The sequence below is a fragment of the Micromonospora sp. NPDC005215 genome, from assembly GCF_040607915.1.
Classification (GTDB): domain Bacteria; phylum Actinomycetota; class Actinomycetes; order Mycobacteriales; family Micromonosporaceae; genus Micromonospora.
In genome coordinates this window covers 27,187-48,029 of record NZ_JBEXHQ010000020.1, presented here as the reverse complement: position 1 = coordinate 48,029, position 20,843 = coordinate 27,187, and the positions used below count along the sequence as shown (strand labels likewise).

General features: G+C 68.0%; 21 protein-coding genes. 16 read left to right on the top strand and 5 right to left on the bottom strand.

The window, feature by feature from the left end:
- Positions 1 to 136 precede the first annotated feature (136 nt).
- From ABZU25_RS17010 to ABZU25_RS16965, 10 genes are all read left to right on the top strand, one after another.
- Positions 137 to 709, top strand: coding sequence for a hypothetical protein (locus ABZU25_RS17010; protein ID WP_355030273.1), 573 nt, complete (start codon positions 137 to 139; stop codon positions 707 to 709).
- Entirely contained in the window at positions 703 to 1,587 is an 885-nt protein-coding gene (locus tag ABZU25_RS17005) for a hypothetical protein (RefSeq protein ID WP_355030272.1), read from the top strand. The genes ABZU25_RS17010 and ABZU25_RS17005 overlap by 7 nt, the downstream gene beginning before the upstream one ends.
- Entirely contained in the window at positions 1,584 to 2,264 is a 681-nt protein-coding gene (locus ABZU25_RS17000) for an SAF domain-containing protein (protein WP_355030271.1), read from the top strand. The genes ABZU25_RS17005 and ABZU25_RS17000 overlap by 4 nt, the downstream gene beginning before the upstream one ends.
- 1 nt (position 2,265) lies before the next feature.
- Positions 2,266 to 3,072 carry a ParA family protein gene (locus tag ABZU25_RS16995; protein WP_355030270.1) on the top strand — a complete coding sequence of 269 codons (807 nt, stop codon included), beginning with the start codon at positions 2,266 to 2,268 and terminating at the stop codon, positions 3,070 to 3,072.
- A gap of 205 nt (positions 3,073 to 3,277) precedes the next feature.
- On the top strand, positions 3,278 to 4,594 hold the full coding sequence (locus ABZU25_RS16990; RefSeq protein ID WP_355030269.1) for an ATPase, T2SS/T4P/T4SS family: 1,317 nt from the start codon (positions 3,278 to 3,280) through the stop codon (positions 4,592 to 4,594).
- Complete coding sequence (locus ABZU25_RS16985; protein WP_355030268.1) at positions 4,591 to 5,493, top strand: type II secretion system F family protein; 903 nt, start codon at positions 4,591 to 4,593, stop codon at positions 5,491 to 5,493. Before ABZU25_RS16990 ends, ABZU25_RS16985 begins: the two co-directional genes overlap by 4 nt.
- Positions 5,490 to 6,347 (top strand): type II secretion system F family protein, encoded by an 858-nt coding sequence (locus ABZU25_RS16980; protein WP_355030267.1) that lies wholly within the window; start codon positions 5,490 to 5,492, stop codon positions 6,345 to 6,347. The genes ABZU25_RS16985 and ABZU25_RS16980 overlap by 4 nt, the downstream gene beginning before the upstream one ends.
- 31 nt (positions 6,348 to 6,378) lie before the next feature.
- Entirely contained in the window at positions 6,379 to 6,579 is a 201-nt protein-coding gene (locus ABZU25_RS16975) for a hypothetical protein (protein ID WP_355030266.1), read from the top strand.
- An 83-nt stretch (positions 6,580 to 6,662) separates the two neighbouring features.
- The gene (locus ABZU25_RS16970; RefSeq protein ID WP_355030265.1) at positions 6,663 to 7,004 is read left to right on the top strand and encodes a TadE/TadG family type IV pilus assembly protein; all 342 of its coding nucleotides are present in this window, start codon (positions 6,663 to 6,665) and stop codon (positions 7,002 to 7,004) included.
- Positions 7,001 to 7,474: a TadE/TadG family type IV pilus assembly protein gene (locus tag ABZU25_RS16965; protein ID WP_355030264.1), complete on the top strand. Its 474-nt coding sequence runs from the start codon at positions 7,001 to 7,003 to the stop codon at positions 7,472 to 7,474. The genes ABZU25_RS16970 and ABZU25_RS16965 overlap by 4 nt, the downstream gene beginning before the upstream one ends.
- A 148-nt stretch (positions 7,475 to 7,622) precedes the next feature.
- On the opposite strand, the gene ABZU25_RS16960 is transcribed toward ABZU25_RS16965, so the two are convergent.
- The 4 genes from ABZU25_RS16960 to ABZU25_RS16945 all read right to left on the bottom strand — a co-directional run bounded on the left by ABZU25_RS16960 (position 7,623) and on the right by ABZU25_RS16945 (position 11,888).
- Positions 7,623 to 8,420 carry a class I SAM-dependent methyltransferase gene (locus ABZU25_RS16960; RefSeq protein ID WP_355030263.1) on the bottom strand — a complete coding sequence of 266 codons (798 nt, stop codon included), beginning with the start codon at positions 8,418 to 8,420 and terminating at the stop codon, positions 7,623 to 7,625.
- A 294-nt stretch (positions 8,421 to 8,714) separates the two neighbouring features.
- Positions 8,715 to 10,385 carry a hypothetical protein gene (locus ABZU25_RS16955; protein WP_355030324.1) on the bottom strand — a complete coding sequence of 557 codons (1,671 nt, stop codon included), beginning with the start codon at positions 10,383 to 10,385 and terminating at the stop codon, positions 8,715 to 8,717.
- A gap of 71 nt (positions 10,386 to 10,456) precedes the next feature.
- Entirely contained in the window at positions 10,457 to 10,798 is a 342-nt protein-coding gene (locus tag ABZU25_RS16950) for a helix-turn-helix transcriptional regulator (RefSeq protein WP_355030262.1), read from the bottom strand.
- 4 nt (positions 10,799 to 10,802) lie between these two features.
- A complete protein-coding gene (locus tag ABZU25_RS16945; RefSeq protein WP_355030261.1) occupies positions 10,803 to 11,888 on the bottom strand; it encodes a tyrosine-type recombinase/integrase in 1,086 nt (361 codons plus the stop codon).
- A 195-nt stretch (positions 11,889 to 12,083) separates the two neighbouring features.
- Between ABZU25_RS16945 and ABZU25_RS16940 the strand changes: the two genes are divergently transcribed.
- The 5 genes from ABZU25_RS16940 to ABZU25_RS16920 all read left to right on the top strand — a co-directional run bounded on the left by ABZU25_RS16940 (position 12,084) and on the right by ABZU25_RS16920 (position 19,456).
- A complete protein-coding gene (locus tag ABZU25_RS16940) occupies positions 12,084 to 12,485 on the top strand; it encodes a TadE/TadG family type IV pilus assembly protein (RefSeq protein ID WP_355030260.1) in 402 nt (133 codons plus the stop codon).
- An 86-nt stretch (positions 12,486 to 12,571) separates the two neighbouring features.
- The gene (locus ABZU25_RS16935) at positions 12,572 to 15,925 is read left to right on the top strand and encodes a LysM peptidoglycan-binding domain-containing protein (RefSeq protein ID WP_355030259.1); all 3,354 of its coding nucleotides are present in this window, start codon (positions 12,572 to 12,574) and stop codon (positions 15,923 to 15,925) included.
- Positions 15,926 to 15,984: 59 nt separating this feature from the next.
- Positions 15,985 to 16,401 (top strand): hypothetical protein, encoded by a 417-nt coding sequence (locus tag ABZU25_RS16930; protein WP_355030258.1) that lies wholly within the window; start codon positions 15,985 to 15,987, stop codon positions 16,399 to 16,401.
- A gap of 230 nt (positions 16,402 to 16,631) precedes the next feature.
- On the top strand, positions 16,632 to 17,768 hold the full coding sequence (locus ABZU25_RS16925; RefSeq protein ID WP_355030257.1) for a hypothetical protein: 1,137 nt from the start codon (positions 16,632 to 16,634) through the stop codon (positions 17,766 to 17,768).
- A 221-nt stretch (positions 17,769 to 17,989) separates the two neighbouring features.
- Positions 17,990 to 19,456 (top strand): hypothetical protein, encoded by a 1,467-nt coding sequence (locus ABZU25_RS16920; RefSeq protein ID WP_355030256.1) that lies wholly within the window; start codon positions 17,990 to 17,992, stop codon positions 19,454 to 19,456.
- A 52-nt stretch (positions 19,457 to 19,508) separates the two neighbouring features.
- Here the strand turns inward: ABZU25_RS16920 and ABZU25_RS16915 are convergent, their stop codons facing one another.
- Complete coding sequence (locus tag ABZU25_RS16915) at positions 19,509 to 19,757, bottom strand: hypothetical protein (protein ID WP_355030328.1); 249 nt, start codon at positions 19,755 to 19,757, stop codon at positions 19,509 to 19,511.
- Here ABZU25_RS16915 and ABZU25_RS16910 point away from each other — a divergent pair.
- Positions 19,647 to 20,708, top strand: a complete 1,062-nt coding sequence (locus tag ABZU25_RS16910; protein WP_355030323.1) for a S8 family serine peptidase — start codon at positions 19,647 to 19,649, stop codon at positions 20,706 to 20,708. The two genes, ABZU25_RS16915 and ABZU25_RS16910, sit on opposite strands and share 111 nt — an antisense overlap.
- Positions 20,709 to 20,843 lie beyond the last annotated feature (135 nt).

The window sequence follows — 20,843 nt, the reverse complement described above, 5'->3', positions numbered from 1 at the left end:
GCTGCAGCGCCATTACACCTGCCGCGCCTGCCTACGCGCTGGCCGCCGTCATCTCAATGCGGGCTTGCGACAGAGCCTGCCCCGCTGCCGGGGCTAAGTCCACCGGCTGGGCACCGAGTCAAAGGGGGACGCGTCGTTGCGCCAGATCCAACTGATCACGAACCGCGCCGCCATCGCAGCTGCGGTAGGTGCCCTCGCCTTGAACCTGGCCGCATGCACCTCGGACGATGACGCTGCCACACCGAGTGCAGGACCGGTCAGTTCACAACCGCCTCCCAGCACCGATGCGGAGGACGCCCGTGCGAGTGCGTCCACGCTTGCCGCCTACCGGAACTACGTACGGGCCTACGTCAGCGCGTCGAATAAGGGCGACTACAACGCAAAACTCGACAGGTTCGTGGCCGATCCGGCGCTGTTGACTGTGCGCCAGGACCTGCTGATCAAGTTTCAGCAAGGACTTGTCACGAAGGGTGAACCCACCTCGACGCCCAAGGTGAGCAAGGTCGACACGAGCCAACGCCCCTTCACCGCCGAGGTCGTGGACTGCTTCGACACCGGCACGTGGGACGTCGTCTCTAAGAAGACCGGCAAATCGGCGCGGACCACGGGACAGGCAACAAGGTACGTGGTGATCGCGAAGGCTGAGTTGTTCGACGACGGTCAGTGGCGTATCCGAGAGGTCAGCGCCCAACGGGAGAGGCCATGTTGATCAGAAGGGCGCTTGTGGCTGCGACCCTGGCGATCGGCGGTGGCAGTCTCATGGCACCGGGCGTGGCGTACGCGGACTACGAGCACTGCGACGCGTTGGGCAACTGCTACTGGGTTGTCGAGAACCCCGGCACCGGAGGTGGCGGAAACGGCGGCGGGGACAACAACACTGGTGGCGGCGCCGGTAAGGGCTGCAGCTACGAGGGCCAGGCCGTGCCGTGCGTGGTCGATGGGCTCGGTGTGTGGGACGGGTCCTGCTACGTCAACCGAATCCCCCCACCGCCGGGCGGCCGGACCGACGGCTACTGGAGCATTCGTACGTGCGGCGTCTTTGGGGGCGTCGCCTCACAGACACCGGCGACCTGGTCAGCGGATCCGCCCGCTGGAATTCTGCCTTCGTACCAGGAGCTTGCTGAACGAGCCATCGCTCAGATGAGCCTCGACGGTCCGAACATCGGAATCGCCCCGCAGACCAACGGTGCCGGCCTGGTCGGACTGCCCATCTGGCTTTGGAACACCGTGAGTCCCAGCACGTGGGGCCCGATCACGCGGACGGCGGCAGTGCCAGGACGGTCGGTCACCGCCACCGCCAGAGCGCAGAAGATCGTCTGGAGCATGGGCGACGGCAACTCGGTCACCTGCACTACGCCGGGCACCCCCTATCAGCCCTCCTACGGCAACAAGAAGTCGCCGGACTGCGGTTATGACGGCTACTCCGATCCGAGCAGCACCCAGGCCGGAGGTCGTTACACCGTAACGGCCACCACGTCCTGGCTGGTCACGTGGAGTGGTGGGGGCGGAGCCACCGGCTCCCAGACCGTCGACCTGTCCTCCACCACCACGATCGACGTCGACGAACTGCAGGTGATCACGTCATGACCAGCGCACCGATGAAATCCCCCCGCGCTGTCTCGCCGGTCGCTGCTCCTTACGCCGTTCCCCGCGTCGCACCGCAACGCCGCTGGCGGCCAGCACTCGTCTGGTTGGCGGTAGCGCTCGTCGCTACCGGTGGGCTGATCGCCGCCGCGGTACTACGCAAGGTTGGCACCACCGCCGAGTACCTGGCAGTGAGCAGCACGGTTGAGGTTGGCTCAACTATCGATCGGTCGGATCTCACTACGGTACGCATCACCGTCGACCCGGCGCTCAAGCCGATCAGAGCCGGCGCCGCTGACGAGGTCATCGGCAAGTTCGCGGCGGTTGGGCTGGTACCCGGCACCTTGCTGACCAGGGCACAGCTCACCGAGGCGGCCGTACCGGGGCAGGGTGAGCAGCTGGTGGGACTCAGCCTGCCGCAGGAGCGCATGCCCGCCGAGAGGGTGAAGCCCGGCGCTCGGGTGCTACTCGTCGTCACCCCGGACGACGGTTCGGTCTCGAGCCAGCAGCAGACAACGGCTGCGCCAATCAGCATCGAGGCCACCGTGGTGGACGTGCGGACCGGGGTCAAGGAAGGAACAACGCTCCTCAACGTCGCTGTCCCCGATCGTGATGGACCGCTCATCGCTTCCCGTGCGGCCGCCGGCCGTATCGTCGTCGCACTGACCACGGGGAGCTGACGTGGCCATCATCGCGATGGTCTCGGCCAAGGGCTCGCCCGGCGTCACCACCACCGCATTGGCGTGCGCCCTGTCCTGGCAGGGACGCACCGTCCTGGCCGAGTGCGACCCGGCTGGCGGCAGCGTCCTGAGCGGCTACCTGTCCAGACTTGAGATCCCACCCATCGGCCTCCTGCCGCTGGCCGCAGCGGCCCTCCGCGACCAGCTCGCCGACACCTTCCCCCACCAACTCGTCGATCTCGACGCCAAAGACCCGGGTCAGCGTCTCGTCCTGCCGGGAATCAATGACACGGTCCAGGCGGGCACCATCCGACCGACCTGGGAGCCACTGACCACGTTCTTCGGCCAGTTGGAGCACCGTGAACCCGGCTACGACGTCATTGCCGACTGCGGCCGACTCGCCACCAGTGCACCGCCGTGGCCGCTGCTGCTCGGCGCCGACCTTCTGCTGCTCGTGGTACGCGCGACGAACCTGCGGACCATCGCGCCGGCCGCCGGCGCGGCAGAGATGCTCCGCCGGGAACTGACCCAGTACGGCCAAGGGACCCGCTCGCTCGCCCTGGCCCTGATTGACGACGGTCCCTACAGCCGACGGGACATCGAACAGCGCCTGCAGCTACCCACCGCGATTGAGCTCCCCGACGACCGGCGTACCGCCGAGGTGTTGAGCGACGGCGGAGGCCGACTGCGAGGCAGCGAGCGATTGCTTCGGGCCGCAGCCAGTGCAGAGCCGGCGGTACGCGACGCGATCGCGCGGCGGCGCGCACACCTGGCACCTACGTCGTCGAGGGGAAGTAGCCGTGCCTGATGAACGTCCTTCCAGCGGCCCGACGTGGCCGGCAGCGGTCGACCGTGTTGCCACGAACGGCCGTCGCTGGCCCACGAACGGCAGTGCGGCCGCTTTCAGGCCGGCACCCGAACCGCCCGCCGTTGCTGCGCACCAACCTGCGCCCACGAGCATCGACTACGCGGCAGTACGACTGCTGCGCGCCCGGGTCAGCGCGGAACTGACCGTGGCACTCAGGGAGACGCCCAACGTCTCTACGGCCCACCGCCACGCCGAAGCGGAGCGCATCGCCGCTCGGTTGGTACGCGAGCACGTCGATGCTCTGCACCAGGCCGGGCAACCGATCCCGCAGGCGGAAGAAGACGCCCTGCTCGACGCGGTTGCGGCCGACATGTTCGGCCTCGGCCGCCTCCAGCAGCTGCTCGATCGTCCGGACATCGTCAACATCCACATCCTCGGCTGCGACAACGTGCGGATCGAGCACACCGACGGTCGGATCACGGTAGGCGAGCCGGTCGCCGAGACCGACAAAGAACTCATCGACATGTTCCAGGTCCTGGCGATGCGCGCCGGAGCGACCGAGCGGTCACTGTCGTCGACCAAACCGTGGCTGGACATGCAGCTGCCCGACGGAAGTCGCCTCACCGTACTCATGCAGGTGTCGGTGCGCCCCTACGCGGCCATCCGCCGGCACACCCTCATGGACGTCAGCCTGGAGGACCTCCGCGACAAGTACGGTGCCATCGACGACCTGATCTGCCAGTTCCTCAAGGCGGCCATGGCCGCCGGTCTCAACATCATGGTCGGCGGACTGGCCGATGCCGGCAAGACAACCCTGCTACGTGGTCTGGCCCGCGAAATCCCGGACCGGGAGCAGTTCGTCACCCTGGAGGAGTCCCGCGAGCTCGGTCTGCATACCACCGGACGACACCGATGGGCAATGAGTCTCGAGTCGCGCGAGGGCCACGGATCACGCGGCGCCGACGGTCGACCTGCAGGCGAGGTCACGATCATGGACATGATCCCGCTGACCCTTCGGATGTCCGTCCAGCGGATCATCGTCGGTGAGGTCCGATCCCGGGAGATCGTGCCGATGTTGCAGGCCATGGCGACCAGCAAGGGCTCCCTCTGCACCATCCACGCCCGGCACCCCCGGGCCGTGATGGACCGCGTCATCGAGCTGGCGCTACAGCACGGACCCGAGATGACCGCCGAACTGGCACGGCGGATGGCCGGTGGAGCCATCGACCTCATCGTGTACGTCAACGTCGAGGACGAGACCAAGCTCGGTGGTCGGAAACACCGCTACGTCTCAGAAGTCCTCGAGGTGGGCGGGATGAGTGGTGATCAACTCGTCACTACTCAAATCTTCGGTCCGGGCTCGGACGGACGAGCCGTGCCCCGGCACCTGCCGGAGCGGTTGCTCGAACCCCTGCTGCGCGTCGGATACGACCCGCGCCAACTCACCGTCTACATCCAGCAGAGGGAACACAACCACGGCGCATGGACGGCCGGTCTCGACACCCTGAAGAGGCGGCCATGAGCCTGCTCGACCTCGCCGCTGTGCTTGCGGGCATGCTGGCTGTCGCAGGCGCGGTCCTCGGTGTTCTCGGCGTCGTGGGGACCACCCGTCCGCCCCGACCTGCATCGGCCCTTCAACAGCAGGCGCGCCGCTGGTGGACCGGGCCTGGACGCACGCGCCGGGAGCACCGCGCCCACCAGATCAGGGTGGGTACGGCGATCGGCGCTGGTGCCCTGACCTGGCTGCTGACCGGCTGGCCGGCCGCAGGGATGATCATCGGCATTGCCGTTCCAGGGATACCGTGGCTGTTCGCTGGAGGTCGCGCCGAGAAGCAGGCGATCGCCCGGCTGGAGGCCGTGGAAGCCTGGACTCGCCGGTTGGCCGACATCGTCGCCCGGGGAATCGGTCTGCAGCAGGCCGTCGTCGCCACCGCCGCGACGGCGCCGCACCTCATTGAGCAGGAGGTCCGCGACCTGGCGGCGCGTCTGCAAGGCAGCGCCGACCCCATCGCCGCCCTTCAGCAGATGGCCGACGACCTCAACGACTACACCGCTGACCAGGTCATCGCCCCGCTCATGCTCCACGTCACCGACCGCGGTGAGGGTCTACACGAGGTGCTGACCGGGATCAGCCGGTCCATCGCCGCCGAGATTGAGATGCGCTCGACGGTGGATGCGAAGCGCGAGGGCCCTCGCTTCGCCGTTCGGTTCCTGACGGGCATGACCATCCTGCTGCTGGGCTACGGGGCGATCAACCCGCACTATCTGCAGCCGTACGGCAGCGTGCTCGGGCAGCTCGTGCTGCTCTTCCTCGCCGGCCTGTACGTCGTGCTCATGACCTCGGTCCGCAAGCTCAGCCTGCCGCCCAAGCGGGAACGGCTACTACCACCGGTCGAGGTGCAGACCTTGGCGGCAGCATGAACAACGGCTACCTCACCGCCATGCTCCTCGCCGGCGCGATGGCTGGTTTTGGGGTGTTCCTGCTGGTCGTACAACTGATTCCGGCCCCACCGGCGCTGGGGCCCGCGCTCCGGCGGCTTCACCCGCTGAGCGCCGCGAGTACGACCCCGGCCGGCATCAGCTGGCTTCGGCGCCGGTTCACAGTGCCTCACGCCGACTTGCGGCTGCTGGACCGCAGCATCGACCAGTACTTCCTCACCCTGGGGCTGTCGGCACTGTTCTGCATGGTCCTGCCCGCCCTGATCGCCGTCGCCGTTGCTGTGCTGTCTCTGCCAATCCCGGTGTTCATCCCCGTGGGCGCGACGATCGCCGCCGCCTTGGCCGGCGCAGTACTGGCTCACCGAGAGGTTGTGTCCAAGGCCGGGGTCGCACGGGCCGAGTTCACCCGAGCCATGTGCACCTACCTCGACCTCGCGGCACATCAGGTTCTCGGTGGCCATGGCCCAGTGGAGTCGCTCGACAGCGCGGCCAGCGTCTGCCACGGCTGGGTCTTCGCCCGCATCCGAGAAGCTCTGCTCAGCGCCCAACTGCAACTGCGACCGCCGTGGGACGAACTGAAGGTCCTCTCCCACGACATTGAGGTCATCGAGCTGGGTGACCTGGCGGACATCATGCGCACCGCCGGCAGCGAAGGTGCCAACGTCCACGAGACGCTCCGCGCCCGCGCCGACTCAATGCGAGACCGGATCCGCACCGAGGCTCTCGCGCAGGCCGAGCTGCGTACCAACAAGCTCGACATCCCCGCTGCGGCACTGATCCTCGTCCTCCTCGTCCTCATCGGCTACCCGTTCATGGCCCGACTGTTCGTCCGCTGATCCCGCACCACCCTCACGGAAGGAACCCGCCATGCTCACCATCCACGGCGTCGTCGCCTACCTGACGACTCGCTGGCAGGACTTGACCGATCCGACGCACGCCGACCGCGGCGACAGCCCAGTCGGTACCGCCGTCATCACCGCGATCCTTGTCGCCGGCGCCGTGGTAGTCGCCGGTGCGATTGTCGCCGTCGCCAACGGCTGGGTCGCCCTCATCCCGACCCAGCCGTGACCCGGAGGCAGCCCACCGTCCGCCCGTGCCCGACCGGACGCAGGCAGATGGGTCCCTGGCTCAGCGATCGTGGCAGCTCACCGGTGGAGTTCGCCATCATCGCGCTGCCGATGATCCTGCTTACCTTCGCCGTCATTCAGGCCGGGCTGATCTTCTTTGCCCAGTCCATCGCGTTGGGTGCGGCGACTCAGGGGGTCAACGCCGCCCGGTGCTACCAGTCCTCAGCCGCAGCGGGAGAGTCGCGGGCCACCAACTTCCTGTCTGCGGCGGGAGCGGGCCTGGACAACCAGCAGGTCACCGTTATCCGCACCGCGACCGAGGTGCGAGTCACCGTTACCGGCCAGGCGATCACGGTGTTACCAGGGTTCAGCTGGACCATCAGCAAGTCCGCCCATGGACCCGTCGAACGGCCCACCACACCATGAGCACCTGGCGGATCCGCGATCAGCGCGGCTCGGCGAGCATCGAGATGGCGGTGGTGGCACCGGCCATCCTGGCGTTGTTCGCCGGCGTCGTCATCGGTGGTCGGGTAAACCTCGCCCGCCAGGCGCTCGAGACGGCCGCCTACGACGCTGCCCGTACGGCGTCCCTGGCCCGTACCGCGAGTGAAGCGAACGCGCAGGCGCTGGCCGCTGCCAACTCCACCCTCGACGCCCAAGGGCTGAGCTGCATAAACCTGGACGTCACCGTTTCCACCGCAGGCTTCGGCGTTCCTGTCGGCCAACCCGCCACCGTTACCGCCACAGTTAGCTGCACCGCTACCTTCTCCGACGTCGCACTGCCCGGGATGCCCGGCACCGTGCCGCTGGCCGCTTCCTTCACCAGCCCGTTGGACACCTACCGGAGCAGAGCTCTCGGGTTCGCGAATTCTGAAGCCCCGATAGGTGGGAACTGACGTGTCCACCCTCAGTATGACCACCGTTGAGCGCTCGGGTTCGCGAACTGGCGCGGCGGCTCGGACGGCGCGGCAAAGCTGGAGAGCCGGCGTTCGTTCGCCGTCTGTTCGAGGTGACAGCAGTGCGCAGATCGGATGCCGAGCCGAGTCACGGTGTCTTATGCGCGATGGCGAGCCGAGTCCGGTACTGCTTGGTAATTGCTCCGCCGTAGATGTCGTCGATCAGGTGAGTGATGCACGTGAACAGGCCGCTGCGTGCCTGCGGTGCCATGGCTCGATTGCCGGAGTAGGTCATGAGCAGGTTCAGATACTCGGGGGCCGTGTAGGTCTGTTGCCACTCGTAGCGCCGGAATTCGGCTGGCCCGAATCGTGCCGATCGATCGAACTCTGCTGCCTCCTCGGGGGTTTCGTCGTCGGTCGTCAGTCGCATGCCGGGCGGTGTTGTGGGGTCGAAACGTTCGTAGCAGCGTTGTGCGTCGGCGAAGAAGGCGTTCGTTCCGCCGGCGATGTGGTGAGTCGAGACGATGCCGAGAGATCCGCCGGGACGCAGCATGTCCGCTGCCTTGATCATGCGCACCTCGGGGTCAAGCCAGTGGAACGCGGTCGCGGAGAGAATCGCGTCGAAGGTTCCGTCCGAGGGCTGCCAGTCCTCGAACGACGAGACGACGACGGTGACGTTCGGGAACTGAGCGAGATTGCGTCGGGCGATGGCGACCATGTCGGGGCTGAGGTCCATCGCGACGACGGTGCATCCCAGTTGTGCCAGGGGCAGGGTCGCTTGGCCGGTGCCGCATCCGATCTCCAGCACCCGAGCGTGCGGCCCGAGACCGGCGAGCGTGGCGAGGTCGGTGAACAGCGGGCGTGGATAGCTGGGACGGCATTGGTCGTAGAGTTCGGCGTCCTGGCCGAACGTGGTGCGCAGCATTTCTCGGTTGGTGTCGGTCATGGTGGCTGGTTATCCCTTCAAGTCGCGCAGGCTGGGATGCTCGGGTGCCCCGGGCAGGAACGGGCGCACCCGCGACGCCCAGTCGTGGTCAGGTGCCCTCTGCGGGAGGATCCTGAGTCCGTCGAACACCGCCGTGCAGTTAACGGCTCTGGGATGTTGCCGCAACGGCAGTGCCGTGACGGGGCCGTCGCTCGGCCGGTGGCACAACTCCATGTCGGGGATGGGGTCCGCGGGCACGCGCGGCATTTTCCCAGCGGGGGTCCGCTGTTGGCGACGGATTTCAGTTGTTCCTGGTCAGGATTGGTCGTTGCCGCTGAGGTGCGGATGGCTGATGACGTTGGTGTAGCGAGTGCCGGCTTGGATGCTCAGGCCGAACAGGTCGGCCAGGCGGCGGACGTCGCCGCCGGTGGCGTGGGCCTCGTCGAGGATGCGGTCTTCGCGGATGGCGGCGATCGACAGGTCGGGGCCGATGGTGAGCCAGATCCAGCGTTTGCTGCATTCCTCGGTGCGGCGGCCGGTGTGTTTGGTGAGGAACAGGTGCGGGTTGGCGGTGTCGGGCCAGCGGTGTTGCCGCAGGTCGAGGTAGGCGCGCAGGCGTTCGCGGACGGGTTCGGCGAGGATGATGATCCGGCCCTCGACGTGCAGCCGACCGTCGCGGACGTCGGTCAGCTGCAGGCGTTGCAGTTGCCCTGCCCGCAGGCCATGGAACGCGACAAGAGCGACCAGCGCGGCGCGGGCCGGCTCGTCGGACATCAACGCGGCCCGCAGCAGCTCGACGTTGACCGGCAGCGGTTGCTTGACCTCGTGGTAGCCGGTCTTGACGCGGGCGGTGGGATCGGTGAACAGCACCTTGCGGCCCTTGAGCAACCGGCAGATCGACTTCAGGCCCTGACCTGCGGTCGAGCGCGCGTTTCCCGAGGGCGGCAAGGCGTCGAGGACCTGCTCACGGGTGATCTCCCGCAGCGAGTCATGACCAGCGGCGGCCCACACGCCCAGCATCGGCAACGCCCACTGCAGGTGAAGCCTGATGGTGATCTCGGCGCGGGGCCGGCGCCGCGGCGGGGTGGGACTGCCGTGCTTCATCACCTCGTACCAGACGGTCAGCTCGGTGACCATCGTGTCCGGGAGGTCGCCGATCTGCTGGGTGAACCAGCGATCCAGGGCGGGGGTGCGGTCCTCGACCAGGTCACCGGCTGCGGCGAGGACCTTCATCACCGGCCAAATGGGCAGGTCAATGTCGCGCAGCAGAGTCACGTCGCTGGCGTTGATCGGCGCGTTCGGTCGGTCCTGGATGCCCAGCACGATCCGCAGGCCGTAGCAGGTGCCCTCCAGCAACCGGGCGGTCCAACCCAGCTCGGCGGCCATGTCGTGCGCGAGCCGGTCAAGGTCAGCGGCGCGGGCAGGGTCGGCGCGCAAGTGCAGCCCGGTGCGGCCGTGCGCCGCGAGGTCGCGGCGCATCCCGAACAGCACGAGCTGCTCGTGGTCGCCGGTCACCGCGAACTCCGACAGCGGCTCGGCGACCGCCCCGGTGTCGGGCGGCCGGCGGTTGGCGCGGCCGTCCTGGAAGGTGTCGGCGATGAACAGTTGCTGCCCGTAGCGGTTGGCGCTGGTCAGGTCGAGCTTCTCGTCGGGATGGCGCAGCATGCTGGCCTGTTTGTAGCAGAGCCGGCAGACCTCGCGGCCCCAGTTGCCGACGTGCCTGGGCTGCAGGCACACGGTGCACGGCTTGACCGCCGGATAGTTCTGGCACCAGGTCACGCAGGCCCGGCACAGCCAGTTGTGGTGCCGGGTCGCTCCCCATGCCTGGCATTCCCGGCAGGAGTCGACGCCCGGGTCGCCGTCCTTGTGGCAGCGGTTGCACAAGCCGCTGGTGTAGTAGCCGGTCCGGGAGCCGCAGCGCAGGCACGGCGGCGGATTGACCGGCCCGCCGGGCCAGCAACCAAAGCAAAACTCGACGCCAGCCATCGCCGCCGGGGCGCGTCGGCAGACGCTGCATTTGCGGCGCCGTCGGGCGATAGCGCCCGGCTTCTTGGGCGTCATGCCGGAGGCAGCGACCGGTTGCGGCCCAACCGGGGCGTCACCGTCGGCGACGGCAGCCCAGCGGCCGTCGGGTCACCGGCCGTGCGGGCGGCACGGGTCTGCGTGCGGCGAGCCTCCACCTGCTCAGGCTCGCGGACCAGCAACTCGGCCGGAGAGCAATCGAGCACCGTGCAGATCACGTCCAGGTCGTCCAGCCGAATCGTGGTCGGTGTCGTGGTCCACAACGCCGACATCTTGCCCGCGCTGATCTCGAGCCCGTACTCGGCCAGCCGCCGACGCATCTCGGTCGACTTCCAGATACCGCGCTCGGCAGCCTTCAGCCGCAGGTTCCAGCGCACCGGCTCACCCTCCAATCCCGGTCAGGCGGGCTGCCACCCGATGGTTAGCCTGCGCCCACGCCTGCTCGATGTGCCCGTCATGAACATGGATATAACGGGTTGTTGTGGACAGCCACGAGTGGCCGAGCAGCTCCTGCACGGCTTTGAGGTCCACGCCCCGCGCGTACAGCGACGACGCGCAAAAGTGCCGCAACCCGTGCGGCGTCAACCGGCCCTGCCAGGCAGGCAGCCACCGCGCGACCGCGTCGGCCAAGCCGGTGCGCAGCGCGTTGGCCCCTGCCCGCAGGCACCGTCCGGTCTGCCGGTCGCGACGCTCACTGGGCAGCAACGGTGCGTCGGGGTCGGCCCAGTCGTCGCCGAACTGGTGCCGGACATCGGTCAGCCACCAGGTCAGCAGATCATCGACCGCATTGATCGCCGGTACCAGCCGCGTTTTGGGGCCCCGGCCGCCGCTACCCTTGCCGAACCGCACGTGCAGCTTGCCCAGCTCACCCACATCCGGCCGCCAGTCGCGAATGTCGAGCATCGCGGTCTCGGTGATGCGCAACCCGGCCCGCCGCCACAGCGAAGCGGCCAGATAGTCCCGGGCCGCCGGCAGGAACTTGCGCGCATGCGGCAAGGACTCCCGCCAGCCGGTGAACAGCTGCTCGACCTCCGCCTCAGCCGGCGGAACCCGCGGCACGTCGTGGTACGGCTTACTCGGCCGATTGAACTCGTCGATCGGCTGGCTGACCACGTACCCGGTCAACGCGTGGATGTCGCCCTGGTAGCGCAACTCCAGGAAGTCGAAGAACTGCCGCAAAAACATCGCCTTGCTGAACAGAGTGCTCTGCGCCTGCCGCTGCTCGGTACGCAGCCACACCAGGAACCGGTCGGCGTCAGCCGACTCGGCGGTCCATACCGGACGGCCGACAAAGCGAATGAAGTCGAACAGCACGCTGCGTTGATGCGAGATGTGGTGATCGGTGATCCCCGCCGCCGCCATCGCGAGGGCGTACTGGTCGACCAACTCTTGCTCGAAGTCCTCGATCTCCTGCTGGCTGCCCAGCTGCCGCGGCGAACGGATCGAGCGAACCACCGCCAGCCCCACGATCGCACCTCAGTTCATCGGAGGACCGAATGCCTCAAAGATCGAGGAGATCCTTCAGGAATCCCGACGAAACGTCAACATCGATGCACGATCGGGGAAACCCATGACGAGCAGGTCAGCAGCCTGGGGAGGCGAAGGAAGCCGGGAAGAACCCAAGAGTTGGCTGACACGGCAGTGACCACGTGTAGGCGCCGGTTGGGCGATGACGACGGCCGGATCACGATCTGGTTCGCCGTCCTCGCGCCGGCCTTCCTCGCCTTGATCGGCCTGGTCGTCGACGGCGGTGCCAAGGTGCGCGCATACCAACGGGCGGACAACATCGCCGCCGAGGCGGCCCGGGCTGGCGGACAGGCGATCAAGGCGGGGCAGGCCATCGACGGTGGCGCCAAGGAGATCGACACCTCGATGGCCGCCAACGCGGTTCAGGCGTACCTCGGCGATCTCGACGGAGTCACGGGCACCGTCACCGTGGACGACGTCCAGCAGCTCACCGTCACCGTCACTGTCACCTACAACCCGATCCTGCTCGACCTGTTCGGTGGGGGAGCGGGCACGACAGTGACCGGTCGGGCCACCGCGACCCTCATCGCTCAATAGCAGACCGGGAAGGAGTAACCGTGGCGCGGACCGTACCAACGATCGGTCGGGGTAGGCAGGCGCTCGATGGCCTCGGCGCCCTCGCCGTGGTCGCCCTGATCGTCGTCCTGCCGGTTCTTCTCGTCTGGGCCGCCGGTAACCCGCTGCCAGGATTGGGAGCATGGTTCAGGGACCTGGTTGAAGATCCGAGCGCAGCCGGCGCCCAGATCTGGCACGCCGTCAGCAGCCGGGACGATGGAGACCTCTTCCTGCAGACGTTGGCGCTGATCGGTTGGGTCGCCGTCCTGCTGGCCGCGTGGGCCTGGGTCACCTTTCTGGTCGCCCTGGTCGTGGAGACCATCGCTCAACTGCGCGGGCGTCGGCGCGGTCTGGTCCCGCGTAACACAGCTCGCATCCCCGGCATGCGACTGCAGCAGCGTGCCGCGGCCGCGTTGGTCGCCGCGATTCTCGGTGCGCTCGCCGCTCCGGCTTTGGCATCGGCATCAGTGCCTGCCGCTATCGCCAGCCCTCCCTCGGTCGCACTCGAGCAGGCGAGCCCTGAGCAGGTCGCACCGCGCACGGCCATGCCGGCGGATGGTCCGAGCGCCACCGATCAGCTCGAGCATTCGGTGGAGCGAGGGGAGAGCCTGCTCGACATCGCGGAGCGGTACAACGTTTCCTGGCAGCGCTTAGCTGAGACCAACCACGGCCTCGCGCAACCAGACGGTCGAAGCCTCCAGCCAGGCAACACCCGGGTGTACGCCGGCTGGACACTGCGGATCCCGGTAAACGTCTCTCTCGTAGCAGCTAACAGGACGCAGACGGCACCAGCCACAACGGCCGCGCCCTTGGTCTATGAGGTGGCGCGCGGCGACTGGCTGGCCGCTGTCGCTCAACGCTTTCTCGGCGACGCCGAACGCTATTCCGAAATCTCAGCCATCAACCCGGATCTCGAACAACGTGACCACCGATTTCCGAACCACATCGAGCGCGGCTGGCGCGTCATCCTGCCCGACGATGCCCGCGATCGTGGCCCTGCCGACCACGCCCAGGGTCAACTTGTGGCCGACGACAGCGACCAACCGACTCCGGGTGCCCCAGAAATCGACGATCAGCCAATCGTGCCTCGGCAACCGGACACAGGTGGGAATCAGCCTGGCGCAACAGCTCCGCCGTCGGCCTCCTCAGCGGCGCCTGCCGCTACGCAAACCGCCTCGGCCAGCCCGTCCATGACACCCGCACCGCCGACCACAACAGGAGTGACTGCAGGCCCTTCCGCACCGAACGACGAGCCCACAGCCCCGGCCGACGACAGCGACGTCGACGAGGCGGTCGTCCTGGGATCGTTGGCCGGCGCAGGGTTGCTGTCCGCACTGCTGCTCGCCACCGTGATGCGTCGCCGGCGCCAGCAACGCCAGCACCGTCGGCCCGGCCGCCGGCTGCCGCACCCTCAAGGTGGCGCGACGGAGCGAGCCCTGCGGGTGGCCGAGCAACCCGCAGACGTCGACCGGCTCGACCTCGCCCTACGCAGCCTCGCCGCAGCGCTGGCAGAGCGGGAACAGCCCTTGCCAGATATCACCGCTGCCTGGATCGTCGGCCGCGACGTCACGGTGGTGCTCAGCGAGCCCGTCCCGCAACCGCCCGCACCATGGATCGTCAATCGCAGGGACTGGACTCTGCCAGGTGACGCCGTCATCCCGCCCGTCAACGAGCAACTCGCCCCCTTGCCCACTCTCGTCGCCATCGGATCCCAGCCCGGTCGACACCTACTGATCGACCTCGAACGTCTTGGCAGCCTCACCATCGCCGGCGACAGCGAACGCGCCCTCGCCCTGCTGCGCTACCTCGCCTGCGAGCTGGCCTGCAATGCCTGGTCCGACGAGGTCGAGGTCATCGTCGTCGGCTTCCCGGTGCCGGAGACCGAGCTGCTCATCGCCCTTAACCCGGACCGGGTGCGCGCTGTCTCGTCGGTTGGTGAGGCTGCCACGCGGCTTCGGCGGCGTGCCGCAGCCGTGGCAGCTGCCCTCAGTGCTACCGAAGCAGCCGACACGTTCGCCGGTCGCATGTTGGACGTCGGCGAAGCCTGGGCGCCACAGGTGCTACTCGTCGCCGATCCGAACGCGGACGACATCGACGTGCTCGATGAGCTGGGGAAGGAGTTGCGGGAGGCCGGACGGTCCGCTGTCGCGGTGGCCAGCACCACCAAGGACCCCGTCGCCGCTGGCCCGACCACCGCCACCATCGACGAGGACGGCCTGCTGCGCCTCGCCCTGCCGTTCCTCGTTGTCGAGGGCACCGCAGCCGGACTACCCGTACGAGAACTGGAACCGCTCGTCGAGATCATGACGCAGGCGCGGGCTGCCACGGACGAGCCGACCCCGCCGGCTGTGGAGCTGGAGTCGTGGGCGGAAGACACCGACGCCGCCGGCTCAGTGCTCAACCTCTTTAGTACGACGACGGCGCCCACATCCGACGACGCAGCGATTGGCGCCGGTGACACCTCAACTCCGCCGAACCCGATCGTCGCGGTGCCCCGCATCGAACACGCTCGTACCGTCGCCGCGGCCCCGCCGCGCGAGGTCACCGCTGCGATTCGCCAGCGCCGCCGCCAAGCCGACCCACAGCTCGATGCGGACCTGCGGGCCTGGCGTGAGCAGGACAGGGACCGTCTCCGAATCACTATTCTCGGCGCGGTCGCTGTCGAAGCGCCGGGCCCGGTGCCCGATCAGCGTCGCCGATTCCACGCGGAACTCATCGTCTACCTCGCCCAACGCGGTGCCCGCGGAGCATCGGCCGAGCAGCTCAGCGACGCGCTGTGGCCCGATCAGCAGGTCAAGGACGCCAGCCGCCGGGTGGCCATTACCCGCGCCCGGCGGTGGCTGGGAGAGACTAGCGACGGCACCCCCTGGCTCCCCGAGATGGGATCCGACCGGCTGTATCGGTTGACGCCGGGTTACCTGCTGGACTGGCACCTGTTCCGCCGGCTGCGCAGCCGCGGCGAGAGTCGTGGTCCTGCCGGCGTGAAGGACCTACGAGCCGCGTTGGAGCTCGTTCAAGGTGCCCCTCTCGACGGGGCTGACCGCGCGTACGCCACCGGCACCCGCAACCCCTTCACCTGGCTACCCGAGTCCGACATCTATCCAGGACACATCACCTCTGCGATCGTCGACACCGCCCACGAACTTGCCGAGCTCTACCTCGAGGCGGGCGACCCCACGGGTGCGCGGTGGGCCGTACAGCGGGCCTGGCTGGCCGATCCGGAGCGCGGTGACGACGGGCCCTGGCACGACATCATGCGTGCCGCGCACGCCGAGGGACATACCGCCGAGCTGCGCAACCTTCTGGGTGAACTGATGCGCGCCCGAGAAGCCGAGGTGCCCGAAGACCTGACACCGGTCACCTATGCCCTGCTGCGCGAACTCCTGCCAGATCTGCTCTCCGCGACCAGTGGGACCGGATAGACCGACCAGTACGCATCGGGCGGATTCCGTCTGGCCGCGATACGTCAATCACGAGGGGAATGAACCTGATGCTGACGCCGAACCAAGCTCATGGCATGAACTACGCCGAGGCGGCACGAGAGATCACAGCTCGACTTGCACACGGTCTCGATGACACCGTCGCCGCGGGAGCCATCCACCTGGCAATCGAGGCGTGGAAGAGTCTGGCAGGCACCGACTTCGCCTGGGACCGTTTCGGCCTGGAGCTGCTTGACGTCCGAGCGAGGCTCTACTCGGATCACGACGACGTGGTTGTTGACGCTAGGGCGCCGGTCCGGGATGACGCTGAGACTCGCCTCGCCGTGACGTCGCTGCTGAAGCAACTCGCGCGGTATCACGATCGTCTGGCCGCCGACGATCGCGACGACCTGGCTCGACGGCTGAGCCATGACGCCGGCGCCCAACAGTTGCGACGCGCGGTCGCGGCCCTGGCATGACCATCGGTCAGTGGTACAACGAGGCCTCCCAGGCTCTACGTACCGCGTCTACCGCAATGGGTCGGAGCCGTGCCCTGGCTGCGGCCGACGTCAATGCCGCCGTGATTGCCAGGTCTGCCGTCTACACACAGTTGGCTCGAGCGACTGTGCTGCTCGTTGGTGGCCGTCCGGCAGCGGAGGCGCCAGATCGAGCCCGTGCCACGGCCATTCTGGCTAGACATGGGCAGAATTTGACCCAGCTCTACGTTGGGCTCCAGGCCGCCGCGGTCGTTGATCGGCAGTTCCCGCCCACTCCCGCCGCCGTGGTCGCCGGACCGGCGCGTTCGCTGCGTCGGGCTGCCGACGCCATCGGTGTGATCGGTGACATTCTTGCCAGTCACGTTCCGCCGGGGCAGACACCTCGCACTCCGGAGGGGCTCGCGGTTCGAGCCGGCGGTGGCGTCCAATCTGGCCTCGCCGACATCGCCCGGCTCACCTCGGCCGCGATCATGATCGACATTGCGCTGCCGGGCTGGCTCGACCAAAGGAGGGGCCATCTCACCGAGATCTACCGGCCGGCGGCGGAAGCCGCCAAGTGGACCGCCAGCAGCCGCTTGAGCGCAGTCGCCCGTGAATTGATCGCCTTAGGCCGCGGGCAACCCCGGCTACACGGGCTCAACGTTGCCCGGCCTCCGTTGAATCCCGCACCGGCCGTCAGCACTGCGGATGACGCGGTCGCAGCCGTCGACGCAGCGCGAACCTGGATGTGGCAAAACCCAAGGGAATTGACGAGCGTCCACCTGCAGCTTGGTACTCAACTCGGCCTGGCGGTGCGTGTCCTATCCAGCACCGGCGGCCCAGAGATGATTGGCGGCTGGCGTCAGGCAGCCATTGCGGCTGCTGAGTTGCGTGCCATCCCTCCGGTTGGCCCAGCCCGCGATGCTGCTGCCGAACTGACAGAGGTCTTACGCTGGCTGCGATCTTTCGGCAAGGGCGGCCATGGCCAGCCGGGTGAGCGGCACCTCCAGCAGATCTCGCGCCTCAACTCGGATCTTCCGATCATGGCGGCCACGCTCCACAAAGCGCTTTCGGCTGCCCTGCAGCGCCGTGATCTGTTCGTCAAGGACGAGGGAGTGCTGCAGCGCCCTGCCGGCTCTCTCGTCTTCCGCGCCGCGGAGCGATGGCGTCCCGCTACGAGAGTCGACGACGTCGTGCAGGATCTCGCCCGTGCGCTGGTCCAGGGGCAGGACGCCGACCGTAGAAGCGAACCCGTCAGCCCGTCGTCACGCGCTTTCCCGGGCCCGCCCCGGCCCAGAGCGCCGGTGACTGGCTCGTACCGGTCGGAGTTCGATCCACAGGCCGGGCCGACCGTTCGTCGGTCACGGTGATCTTGTGCTAACTAACCGTTCACTTTTCGCTGCTCACCGGATTGGTTTGACTACTGTAGGCTCGCGTGAGCTCGGGGGAGGCATTCAATGACGGAACTTCACGGTGAACCGCAGCCGCCGGACAATGGTGCGCTGGTTATGGATGACCTCTGCGACGAGATGCTTGAGTCTGCCGCTCAGCCCCTGGCGAACTACATGCCTCTCCGCCTGTACTCGGCTTGATGGGGGCGGTCATGACTGGAACGTGGGAGAGTTGCGTCCGCGAGGTAACGCTGTCGGCGGACCCGGAGACGGTCGGTGCGTTGAGCGGAAGGTGGAACAACCTCTCGAGCTCGCTGAGTAATCTGAGGGACGCGTTGGTCGGACGGTCGTTTGTGGGCCCGATCGCGTCAGGCACCGAGCGCCCACACACCGATGGTCTTCCGGGCCTGCTCGTCGGCTGGAAGGGCAGCGGGGGAGACGCGTACCGGGAGCACCTGAGCGATATCGGCAGGGGCATCGAAGATCTGATCACCAACGCGAGCAACGTCAGCGGAGCGTTGTCGCGGATCGAGGGTGACGTCCGTAAGGCGCTCGCGAGCATCCCGATTCCGCTTGGCGACGACTTCGGCATCAACGAGTGGAGCCTGCCCAACGGCGGAGAGCTCGATGGCGCAAAGGACGGCGAGAGCGCCTCCGCCTTTCTTACAGCCTTGCGCAAGGACTACCAGAGCGACCCGTCGTCGTACGCCGATGGCGCCTTCCGCGAGAAGGCCGACGGCCTGGAGGCGACCATGAAGGTCGACGGCCAGGCCAACGACAACAAGCGGGGCGGTTTCTGGGATACCAGTTCACACCTGAACAACTGGTACCGCGACAACCAGCAGGCGGCCAACGACGGTGCCGCTCCGCTGAACAAGGCGATAGAGGTCGAGCGGCCGCGACTCGTCGTGCCGGGAGCGAACGATGTCACCGGTCACGACGAATATCGGCCTCGCACTCCTCCGGCCGGTTACACCCCCAGCGGGTCAGACGGCGGCTCTACTGCTGGCAGCGCCGGCTTCGGTGGCGGCCCAGGTCTTGATGGCTCCGGTCGCGGCAGCACGGGCATCAGTGGTAGTGCTGCCTACGGCGATGGCCAATCGGCCGCCGCGGTGCCGACCACAGTTGGTAGCAGTAGCGACCACACTGACGTCCTTGCCGGCTCGTACGTCACACCCCCGTCGCGCGACGACGGCCCCGGATCGGAACTCGACCTCGGCACCACCGGCCTGGCCGGTGCCAGCGGTCCGACCACTGTGGGCGGCGGCTACGGCGGCTCGGCGAGTTCGTGGCTCGGCAGCCAGAGCCCCCTTGGCGTTGGGGGTGGGCTCGGCTCGCCGAGCGGAGCTGGCGGAGGCGGCTTCGGTGCCGGGGGCGGCGGCATCGGTACGGGCGGCCTCCCTGGCATGGTCGGCGGTGGCAACGGCAGGGTGCCGCCGGTGACCAGTGCGGCCAAAGCGGTGCGCAATGCGACCGGTGCCGGCCGCGATGGCGTCGGCGCGGGTGGTTCGCGGGGTAGCGCCGGCGGTTTGCTCGGCGGCACCGGTGCTGCTGGGCGGGACGGTGGCGCCGAGCACGACGAATCCGGGCCCGGGTCGTCGTGGTTGACTGAGGACGACGACCCGTGGCGTGCCGATGACACCGGTTCCCCAGGCATCCTGCGATGAGGGCGGGCGAATGAGTGTGAACGTCGGCGTGCTCCGGCCTGTCGCGGCCGGCCTACTGGCTGTGCTCCTGATGGGTGCCGCCGCCCAACCTGCCGTGGCCGCGCCGCAGCGAGCCGAGCAGTGGTACCTGGACGAGCTCCGCATCGGCCAGGCGCACGAGCTTTCCACCGGGCGTGGGGTGACCGTTGCGGTGGTGGACAGTGGCGTCGACGCCACCCACCCGGACCTCCGGGGCCAGGTGCTTGCCGGTGGTCGGAGCTATGGCGCGTCCGGCGACGGCCGTGCCGATGAGGACGGCCATGGCACGCACATGGCCGGCATCATCGCAGCGACGAACGCCGCCACCGACGGCGTGGATGGGATCGCCCCGGACGCCAAGGTCCTACCCATCAAGATCAAAAATGGTAGGGGTCCGGCTAGCGACCAGGCGCAGGCCCAGGGCATCCGGATGGCGGTCGACGGCGGCGCCACAGTGATCAACCTGTCCGTCGGCGGGCCGGGCGCCGCCTCGCCGGAGGAGGAGCAGGCCATCGCGTACGCCCTCGAACGCGACGTCGTCGTGGTTGCCTCCGCTGGCAACACCGCCAAGGGAGAGAACGCGGTCATCTCACCGGCCAACATTCCAGGCGTGATCGCCGTGACGGGCACAACCCGTGGCGGAGCCTTCTGGTCCGGCTCGGTGCGAGGACCGGAGGCCGTGGTGGCAGCGCCTGGTGATGGCATCCTCAACGTTGGCCCGGACCATGGATACGGGTGGGGGGACGGCACCTCCGACTCCGCCGCGATCGTCTCGGGCGTCGCGGCGCTGGTTCGGTCGAAGTATCCGGACCTGGACGCGGCGAACGTCATCAACAGGATCATCCGAACAGCGCGCGACGCCGGCCCGGCGGGCCGCGATCCGCAGTACGGGTTCGGTCGGATCGACCCCGTGGCCGCGTTGACGGCGGACGTGCCGACGGTCCCCGAGAACCCGTTGCTTGGTACCAGGGCCTCGGCAGGCGTCACTGCCCAGCCAGCCGAGGCCGACACCTTCGACGTGACCAAGTACGGCGATCAGGGCGGCCCCACCGATCAGCAGGTTGTCGTGATCGCCGCCGGCAGCGGCCTGGTGTTGTTGGTCCTGCTGGCGCTGGCGATCTTCCTGATCTGGAACCGTCGCCGCCGCGGCCGAGAGGCCGATGTCCAGGCAGGTGCGCGAGACGAACCGCTCGACAAGGTGCCCTCAGGTGGCTACCCGCAGCAGCCGCGCTAATGCAGTTGGGGTTGGCAAGACTGTAGCCGGGCTAGTGCTGCCTCACTCGGCGCTGGTGCATCGATCTGCGGTGATCACTCAGGGCAGCGAGCCGGTGACGCCCGTTGCTAGGGTCATCGCCATGCTGCGACAGGA